At 39.0% G+C, this 15,979-nt stretch carries 11 protein-coding genes and 1 tRNA gene; 9 read left to right on the top strand and 3 right to left on the bottom strand.

Translation table 11 applies throughout. From position 1 onward, the window contains the following. Positions 1 to 253 precede the first annotated feature (253 nt). From kdpA to AAV96_RS11600, 5 genes are read left to right on the top strand one after another with little or no spacing between them, the layout of a single operon-like run. Entirely contained in the window at positions 254 to 1,951 is a 1,698-nt protein-coding gene (gene kdpA / locus AAV96_RS11620) for a potassium-transporting ATPase subunit KdpA (protein WP_046739405.1), read from the top strand. A gap of 16 nt (positions 1,952 to 1,967) precedes the next feature. Next, the gene (gene kdpB, locus AAV96_RS11615; protein WP_046739404.1) at positions 1,968 to 3,980 is read left to right on the top strand and encodes a potassium-transporting ATPase subunit KdpB; all 2,013 of its coding nucleotides are present in this window, start codon (positions 1,968 to 1,970) and stop codon (positions 3,978 to 3,980) included. A gap of 9 nt (positions 3,981 to 3,989) precedes the next feature. Then, complete coding sequence (gene kdpC, locus AAV96_RS11610; RefSeq protein ID WP_046739403.1) at positions 3,990 to 4,625, top strand: potassium-transporting ATPase subunit KdpC; 636 nt, start codon at positions 3,990 to 3,992, stop codon at positions 4,623 to 4,625. Positions 4,626 to 4,637: 12 nt separating this feature from the next. After that, positions 4,638 to 7,286: a sensor histidine kinase gene (locus tag AAV96_RS11605; RefSeq protein ID WP_046739402.1), complete on the top strand. Its 2,649-nt coding sequence runs from the start codon at positions 4,638 to 4,640 to the stop codon at positions 7,284 to 7,286. Positions 7,287 to 7,297: 11 nt separating this feature from the next. After that, entirely contained in the window at positions 7,298 to 8,002 is a 705-nt protein-coding gene (locus AAV96_RS11600; protein ID WP_046739401.1) for a response regulator, read from the top strand. Between the two features lie 53 nt (positions 8,003 to 8,055). Here the strand turns inward: AAV96_RS11600 and AAV96_RS11595 are convergent, their stop codons facing one another. After that, positions 8,056 to 9,516: a coniferyl aldehyde dehydrogenase gene (locus tag AAV96_RS11595; protein ID WP_046739400.1), complete on the bottom strand. Its 1,461-nt coding sequence runs from the start codon at positions 9,514 to 9,516 to the stop codon at positions 8,056 to 8,058. A 128-nt stretch (positions 9,517 to 9,644) separates the two neighbouring features. Between AAV96_RS11595 and AAV96_RS11590 the strand changes: the two genes are divergently transcribed. The 4 genes from AAV96_RS11590 (at position 9,645) to AAV96_RS11575 (ending at position 14,024) form a co-directional block, all read left to right on the top strand. After that, positions 9,645 to 10,709 carry an AraC family transcriptional regulator gene (locus tag AAV96_RS11590; protein WP_005214232.1) on the top strand — a complete coding sequence of 355 codons (1,065 nt, stop codon included), beginning with the start codon at positions 9,645 to 9,647 and terminating at the stop codon, positions 10,707 to 10,709. A 111-nt stretch (positions 10,710 to 10,820) separates the two neighbouring features. After that, positions 10,821 to 11,384, top strand: coding sequence for a phosphatase PAP2 family protein (locus tag AAV96_RS11585; protein WP_046739399.1), 564 nt, complete (start codon positions 10,821 to 10,823; stop codon positions 11,382 to 11,384). 132 nt (positions 11,385 to 11,516) lie between these two features. Next, a complete protein-coding gene (locus AAV96_RS11580; RefSeq protein ID WP_046739398.1) occupies positions 11,517 to 12,929 on the top strand; it encodes a glutamine synthetase family protein in 1,413 nt (470 codons plus the stop codon). Positions 12,930 to 13,220: 291 nt separating this feature from the next. Beyond that, the gene (locus AAV96_RS11575) at positions 13,221 to 14,024 is read left to right on the top strand and encodes a metal-dependent hydrolase (RefSeq protein WP_046739397.1); all 804 of its coding nucleotides are present in this window, start codon (positions 13,221 to 13,223) and stop codon (positions 14,022 to 14,024) included. Between the two features lie 85 nt (positions 14,025 to 14,109). On the opposite strand, the gene AAV96_RS11570 is transcribed toward AAV96_RS11575, so the two are convergent. Beyond that, a tRNA-Arg gene (locus tag AAV96_RS11570) sits at positions 14,110 to 14,185 on the bottom strand. Positions 14,186 to 14,255: 70 nt separating this feature from the next. Next, entirely contained in the window at positions 14,256 to 15,614 is a 1,359-nt protein-coding gene (locus tag AAV96_RS11565; protein WP_046739396.1) for an amino acid permease, read from the bottom strand. Between the last annotated feature and the right edge of the window lie 365 nt (positions 15,615 to 15,979).

Genomic DNA, 15,979 nt, shown 5'->3' with positions numbered 1-15,979 from the left:
TAAAGTATTAATAATAATTCATGATATTTTTTTTTTGCATTTCTTTTAATTTTTTTTTTAATAAGGTCAAAGATTTTTTGTAAAAACTAAGAAATTTTTCTCCATAATTTGCTTGTTCAGAATTTTTTGACACCATCTGGTGGAGTTTTAAAATAAATTTACGCAAAATTTACGTTCACTGGTTTTTTCAATATAGAGAATTTACACCCTCAATTTCCATACTAATGATGACCTATTTTAAATGGCATATGCTATGTGGGAATTTATTTCTGTGTTCGTCCTCTCATTACTGCTGGCTTATCCGCTGGGTGCTTATCTTGCAGATGTGATGCAATCGAAGCCAATGAAAAGTGACGCGTTGTTTAAATGGATTGAGCAACCAATTTATGCGGTGTTGGGTGTCAAGCGCAGTGGAATGAGTTGGCGGCAATATTTAACGGCATTTGTCCTAAGTAATATTTTACTGCTTGCTGCAAGTGTCACTATTTTAATGACTCAAGCATGGTTACCACTCAACCCAGATCATATTCCAAATATGAATTGGGACTTGGCTTTACATACCACCATTTCATTTCTGACCAATACCAACCAACAGCATTACTCGGGGCAAGCGCAACTGTCTTATCTATCGCAAATGACGGTGATCGTTGGCTTGCAATATTTGTCGCCAATTATGGGACTTGCTTTATTAGTCGCCATGTTAAGGGCTTTATTCCTGCAATCACGTCAAGCGGAAGATTCAGATCAAAAGAATTGGAATCGTATTAATGTGGGTAATTACTGGATGGATATCATTCGACCATTATTTAGATTCTTTATTCCATTAGGTCTTATTTTTTCTTTGCTCCTTACTTTTCAAGGTGTTCCAGCAACATTATCTGCCGGTCCAACCGCACAGGTCTTGGATCAAACCGTAGAGCTTAAAACCCAACATATTCCACTGGGTCCTGTTGCGCCCATGGTTGCAATTAAACAGCTTGGTAGTAACGGTGGTGGCTGGTATGGGCCAAACAGTACTGTGCCTTTAGAAAATCCAATGCCACTATCCAATGTGATTGAGATGATCGCGATTTTACTGATTCCACTTTCTGCGGTGTTTATGGTTGGGCGTTTTATTCAACGTAAGAAACTGATGTGGATGATTTTTGGCACCATGTTGTTGATGTCGTTGGCTTCAACGATGTTGACCTTATGGACTGAAAAATCTTCGCTCATTTCAAATATTGCTTTGATGGAAGGGAAAGAAGTTCGCTTTGGTGCTGAGGCATCGGCACTGTGGGGAAGTTTGACCACACAAGTCAACAATGGTTCTGTGAATATGATGCATGACTCTGCCTCACCACTGACAGGATTGGTTGAACTGTGCAATATGCTGATCAATGCTATTTGGGGCGGTATCGGCTGTGGTCTATTACAGTTCTTTATTTACCTGTTCTTGGCTGTATTTATCGCAGGCTTGATGACAGGGCGTACTCCTGAATTATTTGGTCGAAAAATTGAAGTCACTGAAATTAAGTTGTTAGCGTTGGTGATTCTATTACAACCTGTGGTGATTCTGAGTTTGACGGCCATCGCGATTGCATTTCCATCGATTACAGGGAATTCAAATCCAGCCTTCCATGGCATCAGCCAAGTATTTTATGAGTATGTCTCCGCCTATGCCAATAATGGTTCAGGCTTTGAAGGCTTAGGCGATAACACACTCTGGTGGAACCTCAGTGCCAGTGTGGCTTTATTGGCAGGGCGTTATAGCGTGTTGATTATTCCAGTTTTGATCGCAGTGAGTTTAGCAACCAAACCGCAAGCAGCCGAAAGCAAGGGCTCTTTACATATTGAATCTCCAACTTTTGCGTTGACCTTGATTGGGATCGTGCTGATTCTGACCTTGTTGCAATTCATGCCCGTGTTGGTGATTGGGCCAATTGCTGACTATTTGTCGATAAAAGTTTAAGTGTGGAGCAAGCACAATGAAACATTCAAATGCGACACAACAGATGGATATCTTGAATAAAGAAATTATTCAGCAAACTTTCCATAAATTGCTACCTCAACATGCGTTTAAAAATCCAGTGATGGCATGTGTCTGGGTGGGAACAGTTTTAACCCTTGTTGCCACTTTAATGGGAAATGCGAGTTTAGGTTTTGGTTTAGTCCTGAGCTTGATTTTATTAGTCACGGTCTTATTTGCCAATTATGCTGAGGCGGTTGCAGAAGCCAAAGGGCGTGGACAAGCAGCATCATTACGTCAGGCGCGTGAAAACTTAACTGCAAATCGGATTCTCGATTTAAATGCTGTACCGACAGTCATTTCTGCCAATCTACTTAAAAAAGATGATTTAGTCATCGTCAAGGCAGGTGAAATTGTTCCTGCGGACGGTGAGATTATTCAGGGTTTTGCGACCATCAATGAATCGGCTGTCACAGGGGAGTCTGCGCCTGTATTACGTGAAGCCAATACAGATCGTTCAGGCGTGATCGGTGGTACTAAGGTCTTGTCGGATGAAATTATTATTCGAGTCAGTAATGAGGCAGGTCATAGCTTTTTAGACCGCATGATTGCCTTGGTGGAAGGTGCCAATCGTCAAAAGACACCGAATGAGATCGCACTGAGTATCTTACTGAATATCATGACCATTACCTTTATTGTCGTAGTGCTGACCTTACCTGTGATTGGTTCAATGGTCGGGATCAAAATCAGTATGGTCTTGCTGATTGCACTGTTAGTCTGTTTGATTCCAACTACGATTGGTGGCTTGCTGCCTGCAATCGGTATCGCAGGGATGAACCGTGCTTTAAAAGCCAATGTCTTAGCCAAATCAGGGAAAGCGGTTGAAGTTGCGGGTGATATTGATGTGTTGTTGTTGGATAAAACAGGCACGATCACCTATGGAGATCGCCAAGCCACTGCTTTTTATCCCTTGGCAGGTGTAACCCCAACCGAGTTACGTCAAGCAGCAATGCTCACTTCTTTTGCCGATCCAACGCCTGAAGGGAAATCGGTCATCAGCCTTGGGAAAGAGTTAGGTGAAAGTATCCAAGAGCCGAAAGATGCTGAGTTCATTCAATTTAGTGCCTCAACTCGTCTTTCAGGAGTAAATCTAGCAACTGGACAAACGATTCGTAAAGGTGCTGTGGACGCGATTCTTAACTTTACCCATCAAGAAATCAAAGACAACATTGAACTTAAAACTCGTGTAGAGCAAGTCGCTTCTAAAGGTGCGACACCGCTTGTGGTGGCTTCGAATCATAATATTTTAGGCGTGATTGAACTGTCTGATGTGATTAAACAAGGCATTAAAGAACGCTTTGCACTGCTACGTGAGATGGGCATCAAAACCATTATGGTCACGGGAGACAATCCATTGACTGCGGCTGCGATTGCGGCTGAAGCAGGGGTGGATGACTATATTGCAGAAGCGAGACCTGAGGACAAATTGGCTTGTATTCGTAACGAGCAAGCAGCAGGAAAATTAGTCGCAATGGTGGGTGATGGCACTAACGATGCACCAGCCTTGGCGCAGGCAGATATTGGTTTAGCCATGAACTCAGGTACTCAGGCTGCCAAAGAAGCTGGCAATATGGTGGATTTAGATTCTGATCCGACCAAATTGCTAGATGTGGTTGAAATTGGTAAACAGCAATTGATTACTCGTGGAGCATTAACCACTTTTTCGTTGGCAAATGACGTATCTAAGTATTTTGTGATTTTACCTGGATTGTTTGCCGTGGCGATTCCACAACTTGGGGTACTGAATATTTTACAGCTTAGTAGTCCAAGCAGTGCAGTAATTTCAGCCTTGATCTTTAATGCGCTGATTATTCCGATGTTGATTCCATTGGCATTGAGAGGAGTGCAATTCAAACCCGCCAGTGCATTGCAATTGTTACGCCGTAATATGCTGATTTACGGTGTAGGTGGCGTGATCTTTCCATTTATTGCGATCAAGTTGATTGACCTTATTGTGTCATTGTGGATTTAGGAGTGAGAAATGAATACTTTATTGAATCATGAGCAATTGAATCAACAGGACTTGACATTATCGGGTCAAGGACATTCAGTCCTACGTCCAAGCCTCGGTTTGGTTGCAGTTGGTTTTTTCATTGCAGGCGTGTTGTACGCTACAGCAAGTGTCTCCATTGCACAGTTGATTTTTCCCAAACAAGCCAATGGTAGTGTCATTGAACTGAATGGTAAAATTATTGGTTCAAGTTTGGCTGGACAAAACTTTGTTAGTGAACAATATTTCCATGGGCGACCGAGTGCTGTAAGTTACAGTGTAGATGGCATGGCGGGCAGTAATTTGGCAATCTCTAATCCTGATTTACAAACACAAATTAAAGAACGAATAGTGCAATTTGCACAAAATAATCATATTACTGAGCAACAAGTGCCAAATGAGATGGTGACGGCTTCAGGAAGCGGGATTGACCCAGATATTTCACCTGAAAGTGCTTTATTACAAGTGAAACGCGTGGCACAGCAACATCATTTACCTGAGCAGCGAGTGCGTGATTTGGTACAACAACAAATTCAGCCTGCACAATTCGGCGTCTATGGGCAAGCGCGGGTCAATGTGCTACAGCTAAATTTAGCCTTAGATCAATTATCATCGACCACACGTTGATAGAGCGTAATTATGCAGATCGACCGTAATAACAAAGCAGATGCATGGTTGGCACATAGTCAACGTGAACAATCTGGACGTTTGACCATTTTTTTGGGTGCAGCACCTGGGGTAGGAAAAACCTATGCCATGCTGACCCGAGCGCATGAACTGATGCAACAAGGGCAGCATGTGATGGTCGGGGTGGTTGAAACCCACGGTCGATCTGACACCGAAGCTTTGATTCAAGGGCTCAATGTTATTCCAAGAAAGTCTGTGGAATATCAAGGGCGAATGTTAGACGAGATGGATCTCGACCAAATTCTTAAATTAAAGCCTCAAATTGTACTCGTTGATGAACTTGCCCATCGCAATGTACCCAATAGTCGGCATGAATATCGTTGGCAAGATGTCAATGAGTTGTTGGATGCAGGCATTGATGTCTATAGCACCTTAAATATTCAGCATTTGGAAAGTCTGAATGATGTGGTTTTTCAAATTACGGGGATTCGGGTAACTGAAACCGTCCCCGATGCATTACTGAAACGTTTGAAAGATATTCGATTGGTTGATTTACCTGTTCCAGAATTATTAGAACGGATGAATCATGGCAAGATTTATTTCGCCGATGTTGCCCCTCATGCATTACAAGGTTTTTTTAAAGCTGCAAATTTGACAGCGTTACGTGATCTGGCAATTCAAACTGTTGCAGGGCAGGTCGATATTGATTATCGAGAAAAATTTGTTGCACAAGGGCAGATCATCCCGATTCAAAATCATGTCATGTTGGCGATAGATGGTTCTGAGTTTTCAGAAGATTTGGTACGCCGTGCCCATCGGATTGCGGAAAGGCGCAATGCAACGTGGAGCGTCATTTCGATTCAAAAAAGTAAGGTTGAAACGACCCAAGCCTTTGCAGTGACGAAGGCTTTTAATCTAGCACGTAAGCTCGGTGCAGATACCTATTTGCTGTATAGCAATCATATTGCATCGACCATTTTACAAGCGGCTTATGATTATGGTGCATCTAATATTTTGCTTGGCAAAAGTCCTCAAAAATCGCTATGGCAACGCTTATTTTCAGATCATATTGCTGACCAACTCTTAGAGAAACAGCATCCTTTTGAAATCACCTTTGTTCAGCCTTTAAAAGCCAAAAATAATGAAAAGCGTTTGCAGACAGATGTCGCTCATTCATCTTGGTTGGAACAAGGTTTAGCATTTAATCAACGTGAAGTGTTTGAAAGTATTATCATTGTGTTGCTAGGACTGATTGTGGCAGCAATCAGTGATCATTTTATTGGGTATAGTGATTTAGCTTTAATTTTTATTGTGACTGTATTACTAGTTGCGATACGCGCCCGCATGTTGATCACGATTATCAGCGTATTCATCTGTTTTCTACTCTACAACTACTTTTTTATCGAACCTCGATTTACCTTTATGATTAGCGCTGAACGAGGCGTGATTACCATCATTACATTTATTGTTTCAGCCTTACTGGTTGGGCGTTTAGCCAATCAATTACGTGCGCAGGTCTTGAGTTTACGTGCTGCAAATTCAGTCTCGTTACAGTTGCAAGAATTGGAAAGAAAACTATCGACCTGTGTGGATATTGAACAGGTATTAACCGTCGCCAAACAACATTTAGAAACCTCATTAAATGCGACGGTCTGGTTAAAAGTTGAAAATCAGTCTTTGGGTGATGTTTCTGCTTTAAATGAAAAAGATCAAATCGCTGCAGATTGGACGCAGAAGAATGCGAAACCCTGTGGACGTTTTACCAATACTCTGACCAATTCTGAATGGTGGTTTATTCCACTGAATTTAGTGAAAGAATATGGCGTAATTGCAATTCGCTTTCATCAAAATGCTCAAACCATCAGTTTTGAATTACAACGTTTAACTGAGTTGATGATTGAGGATATTGCGCAAACTGTTGCTCGGGTACAACTGTCTTTACAATTAGAAAATTCTAGAGTAGTGGCTGAAACGGAAAAGCTGCGTTCAGCTTTGCTTTCTTCGGTATCGCATGATTTACGTTCACCCTTAGCAGCGATGATTGGTTCAGCAGATACGCTCAAATATTATGGTGAACAGATGCCTGAAAGCGATCGCCATGAATTATTAGACACCATTCATATTGAGGGTGAACGATTGGATCGTTATATTCAAAACCTGTTGGACATGACTCGTTTAGGTCATCAGGGTTTGACTTTAAGTCGTGCTTGGATCGGTGCAGATGAGCTGATTGGCTCAGCAACTCAACGGCTTAAACGCTATCAGCCTGAGGTGAAAATCGAAGTTGCTTTGGCGGAAGAACTTCCGCAATTGTATGTACATCCTGCTTTGATTGAACAAGCCATTTTTAATATTTTGGAAAATGCTGCCAAATTTTCACCAGAGAATGTTCCGATTGAAATAAAGATTCAGCAAGAGGAACAATTTCTGCAAATTGACATTATCGACCAAGGCATTGGCATTCCCGAAGATGAACGCGAGCAAATCTTTGATATGTTCTACACCATGCAACGCGGTGATCGAGGAAAAACGGGGACAGGTTTAGGACTAGCGATTGTCAAAGCCATTATTGGCGCTCATATGGGTAGTATTGAAGCTTTTGCTGGAACAGATGGTCAAGGCACCTTAATTCGCATACGATTACCGTTACATCAGGATTAAAATTATTATTTATGCCGCAAACAACCCATCCGAATGCATCAATTTTAATTATTGATGATGAACCTCAAATTCGAAAATTTTTAGACATTGCTCTACGTGCGCAAGGTTATCAGGTGCATGTTGCTGAAAATGGCATGAAAGGCTTAGAAATTTTGGCAACACGAGGTGCGGATTTACTGATTTTAGATTTGGGTTTGCCAGATATGGAAGGACAGGAAGTATTGACTGAGATGAGGCAATGGTCAGATATTCCTGTGATTGTGTTATCTGCCCGTCCTGATGAAAATCAAAAAATTAAATTGCTCGATGCAGGTGCAAACGACTATGTCACTAAACCGTTTAGCATTCAGGAATTATGTGCCCGTATTCGGGTAATGTTTCGCAATAAACCACAACAGTCTGAACAGAATATTGTATTTGATGATGGTCAATTATCTGTGGATGTGGCTGAACATGTAGTGAGGTTCGCGAATGAAGAAATTGTTCTCACAAAAAAGGAATTTCAACTGTTAGCACTATTGATTCGCCATCAGGGGAAGATTGTTACGCAAAAGCAAATTATGACCGAGTTATGGGGCATTAGTCATGAAGAAGATACCCATTATCTTCGAATCTTGGTGAAAAAACTCCGCAGCAAAATTGGAGATTCTGCGGTCACTCCAAAATATATTTTTACCATTGCAGGCGTGGGGTTACGTTTCCAAGGACAATCCTAAATTGAAAAATAAAAAGAGAGTTTGCAAAACTCTCTTTCTGACGAATAAACCGTTTATTTTAAGTTTGGATCGCCTTTTTTCAAGAAGAAACTTAATGCCAGTTTTTGTACCCAAGTGCCATAAGGTGGATAGAATAATTGCGTTGGGAAGAAGCGATGGCGAGCAAAAACCGTTTTCGCATGTGAAAGCTCACGGAAACCTTCTTCACCGTGATAAGTCCCCATACCTGAGTTACCAATACCACCAAATGGTGCATCATGGTTGACCACATGCCAGCCCCAATCATTAATCGTGACACCACCTGAATGAGTTTGTTTTAAGATGTAGTCACGTTCGGTTGAATCATGGGTGAAACAATAGAGTGCTAAAGGTCGTTCACCTGCTTTGATATAGGCAATTGCATCATCAAGGCTATCGTAAGCCACTACGGGCAATACTGGGCCAAACAGCTCTTCTTTTAGAATACGCATATCGGGTGTGCAATTCAGTACAATATGTACAGGCATACGACGTGCATCTTTGTCACGATCATATTCGGCACAGGCAATAATTTGAGCGCCTTTGGCTTTGGCATCGTCTAGGATTTCTAATAGGCGTTTGAAATGGCGATCATTGACGATAGAGGTGTAGTTTGAATTATTGCTGATGTTACTGCCATACATCGCCGTAAAATTCTTTTTACATTCTTCTGCAAACTGATTCACTTGTTCTTTGGGTACAAGTGCATAGTCAGGTGCAACACAGATTTGCCCACAATTGGTTGCCTTACCATGCAATACCCGTTTAGCTGCATCGGCTAATGGATAATGACGGCTGACAAGCGCAGGGGATTTACCGCCTAATTCTAATGTGACAGGCGTTAGGTTTTCTGCTGCTGCACGCATCACCACTCGACCAATTGCAGGTGAACCTGTAAATACAATATGGTTAAAAGGCAATGATGTGAATTGTGCAGGATCAAGAATTTCTTCACCGAAAATACAAACTTCATCTTCAGTAAAAACTTCAGCCAGCATGCGTCTCAGCACTGCATTGGTTGCAGGCGTAATCTCTGGCAGTTTAATCATGACTCGATTGCCCGCAGCGATTGCCGCAACCAATGGACCAAGCGCCAAATAAACGGGGAAGTTCCACGGCACAATCACACCGACCACACCTTTCGGTTGATATTGGACAGCCAGACGGTTTGATAAAAACAGTAATTCAGTACTTCGTTTACTCGGTCGCATCCATTTACGTAAATGTCGAATGGCATGTTCTGCTTCCAAAACTGAGCCTAATAAATCCAATAATTTTGATTCATCTACCGATCGGGAACTAAAATCGCTATTGATAGCGTTTGCAATCACGTCTTGATAACGAATAATTTGTTTTTTAAGTTTGAATAATTTTGTACGTCGAGCATCGAGATCAGGATAAGGATTCGCATCGAAAGCAGCACGTTGTTGGGCGAATACCAAGTGCATATGTTTAGTTGCCGAGTCGCTAAATTCCTGCGAATGAGAAAGTGTCATTGTTGCTCCTTCCATGCTTATTGGTAGAAATAGACTTTATGATTGATTGAATTTTTAGTCGATGTTAAATTGAGACAACAAAAAGTAATTTAGTGCCATTATCTACTGATCGAATGGATAAAGTAAAAATGCCTAAACAGAATATTGAGCAAAATATTTATATTGAAGCTCGTTATGATCATACGCTATTCGGTCAAGGCACGCCTATACTTGGTTTAAGCAGTTTGTTTGATGAAATGCAAAAACAAGGATATTCCATCGCTCAGATATTAGATGGTACGGGTATTGCGCATGATGCGTTAACAAGTGCGACCACAACAATATCTCAATATCAAAAGTTGAAGTTATTTCAAAATATCCAATCTTTGTCTAAAGATCCATTGATCGGGCTTAGGGCAGGCCAAAAACAAAAATTATCAGATTTCGGGGTGTACGGTTATGCACTGTACTCTTCCCGTAATTTTCAACAAGCCGTCGAACTTGGTATTCGACATATCAAACTAGCCAGTCCTGTACTGCAAAAATCATTTTATATACAAAATGATACTGCAATTTTTGAAGCTAAAGAAATTATTGCTTTAGGACATTTATTACCATTAATTTGCGAGTTTTGGTTTAGTTCAATGCAGACCTTAATTCAGTGTGTACTCGAAGCGCCATTTCAAGCTAAAAGGTTATTACTGCCTTATCCTGCCCCTGAATATGCAGATGAATACCAAAAGGTATTTGGTTGTGTTGTGGAATTCGATGCAGAGGTGATGCAATGGCATTTCGATTTAGCATGGTTAGATGCGCCTTGTCCAAATGCAAACCCGATTACTGCGGATATGTGTCAATCCTTTTGTGAACGGATGTTGGGAGATGAAAATGATGAGGAATCTGAACTGATCAAAACGATTCGCCTTATTTTCTTGGACAGTGTTGGGAATTTTCCAACTGCTCAACAGATGGCAGATCAATTACATCTATCTAAAAGAACCTTATATCGCCGTTTAGCCGATTTGAATGTGAGTTATCAAGAAATATTGGATAGTACGCGAACACGTCTTGCCGATGAATATCTAGCGGCGACAACACTGAGTATGGATGAAATTGCTGAAAGGCTTGGTTTTTCAGATACTTCAAACTTTAGGAAAGCGTATTGTCATTGGACGGGAATTTCACCTAATCAATATCGTAAAAAGTTTGCTTAGTGAAATGCAAGAGCTAGAGATTATTTAAAATTAATTTTGATAGAGATTTAATCATTCTTTCATGATTCGCTTATATATTGCGATGAGCGAATCTAAAAAGATAAATATGCAATGATATTTGAAAGCTTAAACATTTACTTGTTTGATTGCATAAACTCATTTGCGACTCAGAATGCAATTGTGGATAGAGTTGCCATATTTACAGCTCATGATTTAAATAAAGTTTTTATATGTTTTCTTTTATTTTTATTAGTTTATCAATGGAAAATCTATAATTATTTATTCGCTAAAACACTTTTAATTGTGTTGCTTTCTTTAATTCTGAGTGATTTAGCTGAAATCTTCTACCATCATCCACGTCCGTTTGAAATAGGACTAGGTCATCAACTTATTGGGCATGGTCCAAGCTCATCATTTCCCAGTCAGCATACCCTAACCATCACAATCATTGCCTTTTCATATTGGTTAGCAGGTTTTAAGAAGATTGGTGTATTTGGTATTTTTGTCGGTATGGTCGTTGGTTTATCAAGGATTTATGTTGGGGTTCATTTTCCATTTGATATCATTGGATCTTTTATTATTGGTTTGATGTTGGTTGTATCTGTCAATTATATCGTGAAGGAATTGACTGTTAGAATTCGTAAAATTACATCGGTCAGTGCTTATGATGCTTAACAAAATTCTAAATGGTTACTTAAATTTTACGTTAAATTTATACTGAGCTTAGATATGTTTATATTATCTTAACGTTACATATTTATAAGCATAAATTATCCTATTCATAACAATATGAACTTGGTTTAATTTATGAATGCTGTCTTTGTAGAGTTGAATCAGCTATTAAATTTTAATAATGCGATTAATCAATCAAATGAGCAAAAATCTGAAAATATTATGCTCGATAAGGGGTTGTTTTTAGAGGAAGTAGATCATTATTTAGAAAAGTATCCAAATACACAACATATTGATATTTATTTGTATGATCTGAATGGACATCTACGAGGTAAAAGAATTGATGTCAAATGCTTAACACAATTGGTCAAAGCATGTTATTTACCCCTTTCTATTTATGCGATGAGTCTAAATGGAAATGTGATAGAAGAAACAGGATTAGGTAAATTTATTGGTGAACCAGATCATTTGTGTCAGCCTATCCTAGGTTCATTGCAACCTTGTGCCATAGAGCCTGAAACTAATGCTCAATTGTTATTAACCATGAAGGATGATCGCCATCAAGAGTGTTTAATTGAACCTCGTAATATTTTAAAAAGAATACTCCAACAATTACATGAAAAAAATTATCACCCCTGTATTGCAGCAGAAATAGAATTTTATTTACAGCCGTTGAGTGGGGGACAAGAAGTTCAAGAATTAGTAACTCAATGTTTTGATATTCATCTCTCTGATACACATCAACAAATTTTAGATGAGATTGAAGCTATCGCTAAACTACAGAATATTATAATTACAGGAATTATTTCTGAAGCATCTTCAGGACAATATGAGCTTAATCTACAACACACATGTGATCTTTTAAAGTTATGTGATCAGATTATGTTGTTAAAACGAACCATTAAACAAATTGCACATAAACACGGATTTCGTGCAAATTTTCTAGCAAAGCCAGATCTGTTAAAAGCGGGCAGTGGAATGCATTTTCATATGAGTTTGCTTGATCAAGATGAAAATAATATTTTTAGTCCTCGGAAAGATGAGTTATCTCAAGATCTCTTAAAAGTCATCAGTGGTTTGTTATGGTTAATGCCAAGTTCGATGGCAATTTTGGCACCTAATTTAAACTCTTTTAGACGTTTTAAAAAAGGTCATCATGTTCCCTTAGAGGCGAGTTGGGGACTGAATAACCGTAATGTTGCTATTCGAATACCGTGCTCTGATCAAGAAAATCAAAGATTGGAGTACCGTGTAGCAGGGGCAGATTGTAATCCTTATCTTACCATTGCAATTATTTTGATTGGCACACTTTATGGTTTAACACACCAGTTAGAAGTACCGAAACAAATCAATCAACTTACGTTTAAATCTAAACATTATTTATTGCCAATTGAGCAAATTGAAGCTTTAAAATTATTTAAAAATAACAAGATATTTTCAGAATATTTAGGTAAAGAATTTATGGAATTATGGTGCACAGTAAAACAAGCAGAACACCAAAGCGTTCATAGTCAAATCACATCAATTGAAAAGTCTTGGGATATTTAGGTACATCTATTGATTTATCTAGCCTTGATTTAGCAAATAACTGCTTTAAGGTCACAAAATATCTTTATAGGACAAATTGAGAAAATACATGAAAAACAAATTGACAGCATGAATAGTAGATTATAATTTAATCATAGTTCTAATTTGGAACTAAGTGGGAATTTATATCTAAGCTTGTTCAAGGGATGATGCAGCTCTTGTCGGTTTGCTGTTGAATATATGATTTCTTGATGGTCTTGTTAATGTAGTTAAAGCTGTTTGCACTTTAGTTTTAGGGGGAGAAAAGCCATTATGTTACATAATACAATTACGGTGCGCCAAACGCAGTTTAAACCTGAGAAAATTAAAGCGCATTATACTGAATCTACGCTAATGTCACATTTTCTCACAGCATTATCGATGAGCTTTCCACAGGGAGAACGTTTTTTTGTAGAAACTGTTCGTAATGTGCGTGATCAAATTCATGATGAACAATTACAAAAAGATATTTCAGGTTTTATTGGTCAAGAGGCACATCATGCCCGCGCTCATGAGCAGTTTAATCAACTGGTGCAAAGCAGTGAATATCATTTAAAAAAATTTGAAAAGGCTTATGAGCAGGAAATGATTCGCTTACGGACTTTGAGCCAACGCCGTCAATTGGCTGCAACGGTCGCACTTGAGCATTTTACGGCAATGATGGCTGGTTATATGCTTCAGTATCCAAATGTCATGTTTAAGGGTTTATCAGAAAACATGAAGAATCTATGGCTTTGGCATGCTGTTGAAGAAATTGAGCATAAGCATGTAGCTTTTGATGTATATCAGCAAGTTTTTGCTAATCTAGCGCAGCGTCGTAGAAGTATGCGAACTATCACAGTGGGATTTATAACTAGCACTATAGTGATGACCAGTCATCTTGCTTGGCAAGATCGCAAAAATACCTTGTATTCCCCAGCACAACTTTTAAAAAATGCTCAAACGCTTTTAGGGCTGACTCAAATGACATGGCGTTTATTGCCTGATTATTTAGCATTCTATAAAGCTAGTTTTCACCCGTCTGAGATAGACCAGCAAGATTTACTCACCAAAGCGAAAGGATTGTTAGTTAATTAAATAGTTAAATTTATTTCTAAAATTAATTATTTATCGATTTTTACTTTATTCAAGGATGCTATCGTTTATATCTCAATTATCTAAATGGTGCGCTCAGCGGGACTCGAACCCACGTCGGTCGCTTAGGAGGCAACTGCTCTATCCAGTTAAGCTATAAGCGCATAATTTTATGATTATAAACAAAAAAGTGATTGCCTAAGCAATCACTTTTTAATGAATTTGATCAGATATTTAGTCTTTTGCTTTAAGATTTAAAGCTTTATATAGCACAAACATCAATACAATCCAGATTGGGATCATCAGCACAGATTCTTTGAAACCTTGTTGCCACATGATGAACAGCACGACTGCAATGAAAACTAAGACTAAGTAATTACTGATTGGTGACCATAACGCAGGGAAACTGGTTTTTAAATTCTTTTGTTTTACCATCGCTTTGAACTTTAAATGAGTTAAGCTGATCATTGCCCAGTTAAGCACTAGAGCGCCAACCACCACATACATCAAATGACCTAAGGCATCTTCTGGAACAAAATAGTTCAACAGTACGCAACCAAAAATCAATAAAGCAGATAATAAAACAGCAGGAATCGGTACACCTTGTTTATTTACTTTAGCGAAAACTTTAGGCGCATTCCCTTGTTGTGCTAAACCGAAAAGCATACGGCTATTGGCAAACATACCGCTGTTATATACAGATAAAGCCGCTGTTAAGATAATGAAGTTAAGTAAATGAGCCGCCCAACCAATTCCCATTTGACTAAAAATCATCACAAATGGACTTTTGTCTAAACCACCTAAATCCAGTTGGTTCCAAGGCACAAGTGAAAGAAGAATTGCTAATGAACCAACATAGAAAACTAAAATACGCACAACAACTTGATTAATTGCTTTTGGTATCGTTTTCTTAGGATCATTCGCTTCTGCCGCAGCCATACCAATCAGTTCGATTCCACCGAAAGCAAACATAATAAAGGCAAGCATGTAAAACAAACCATCGAAACCGTTTGGAAAGAATCCACCATGTGACCAAAGGTTACTAAATGAGGCTGTTGAATTTGCATCTGCTGTGAAAAGTAAGAACAAACCAAATAAAATCATAGCAACAACAGCTGTGACTTTAATGATGGCTAACCAAAACTCTGATTCACCATAGAATTTAACGTTAGTGAGATTAATTGCTGTAATAATGACAAAGAAAAATAACACTGATTGCCAAGCCGCAATATGAGGCCACCAGTAGTTAATGTATTTTGCAACCGCAGTCAGTTCACTCATCGCAACAAGGATATATAGTACCCAATAATTCCAACCTGATAAGAATCCTGGAAACTTCCCCCAATATTGATAAGCAAAATGACTAAATGAACCAGCGACAGGTTCTTCGACAATCATTTCACCTAATTGGCGCATGATGAGAAATGCAATCAAACCACCGATTGCGTAACCCAAAATAATTGATGGTCCAGCAGACTGGATGACTTGCGCAGAACCTAAAAATAAGCCCGTACCAATAGCTCCACCCATAGCAATGAGCTGGATATGGCGGTTTTTTAGTCCACGCTGAAGTTGAGAAGAATCGTTGTTCAAAGGACTGAGCTCGACGAGGAATAAGTGGAATATTCTAATAGATTGCAAAGTTTTAGCCTAGTAAAAGTACAGCTTGGCTATGACTGGAAAGTAGTTTTTAAAAGTTATTTAAAATCCTATATTTGAACGAATAGTAAACTATATGGTGGTGGTATTTTAGACATTTAAATCAGACTTTTGTTTTTTAAACAGCAGTTGTTTAGTTTCGTGCCATTGTTAAGTTATTCAACTTTACTCAATATATACGATGTGCTTTATCTATTCCGCTTTGCTTTAATCGTATAGTCGTATGGCATTTCAGATGACTCTACGATAATTTAAGCTCACATTCACTTGCACCAAGAACATGATAAAAGGATGAAATT

Source organism: Acinetobacter sp. AG1, assembly GCF_001005525.1.
GTDB classification, from domain to species: domain Bacteria; phylum Pseudomonadota; class Gammaproteobacteria; order Pseudomonadales; family Moraxellaceae; genus Acinetobacter; species Acinetobacter modestus.
Note: the sequence above shows the minus strand (reverse complement) of the source record. Positions and strands in the feature narration are given on the sequence as shown.

Excerpts from the sequence above, each read along its gene's own strand:
- kdpA (WP_046739405.1), top strand. The coding sequence starts at position 254 with ATGTGGGAATTTATTTCTGTGTTCGTCCTCTCATTACTGCTGGCTTAT.
- kdpB (WP_046739404.1), top strand. The coding sequence starts at position 1,968 with ATGAAACATTCAAATGCGACACAACAGATGGATATCTTGAATAAAGAA.
- kdpC (WP_046739403.1), top strand. The coding sequence starts at position 3,990 with ATGAATACTTTATTGAATCATGAGCAATTGAATCAACAGGACTTGACA.
- AAV96_RS11605 (WP_046739402.1), top strand. The coding sequence starts at position 4,638 with ATGCAGATCGACCGTAATAACAAAGCAGATGCATGGTTGGCACATAGT.
- AAV96_RS11600 (WP_046739401.1), top strand. The coding sequence starts at position 7,298 with ATGCCGCAAACAACCCATCCGAATGCATCAATTTTAATTATTGATGAT.
- AAV96_RS11595 (WP_046739400.1), bottom strand. The coding sequence starts at position 9,516 with ATGACACTTTCTCATTCGCAGGAATTTAGCGACTCGGCAACTAAACAT.
- AAV96_RS11590 (WP_005214232.1), top strand. The coding sequence starts at position 9,645 with ATGCCTAAACAGAATATTGAGCAAAATATTTATATTGAAGCTCGTTAT.
- AAV96_RS11585 (WP_046739399.1), top strand. The coding sequence starts at position 10,821 with ATGATATTTGAAAGCTTAAACATTTACTTGTTTGATTGCATAAACTCA.
- AAV96_RS11580 (WP_046739398.1), top strand. The coding sequence starts at position 11,517 with ATGAATGCTGTCTTTGTAGAGTTGAATCAGCTATTAAATTTTAATAAT.
- AAV96_RS11575 (WP_046739397.1), top strand. The coding sequence starts at position 13,221 with ATGTTACATAATACAATTACGGTGCGCCAAACGCAGTTTAAACCTGAG.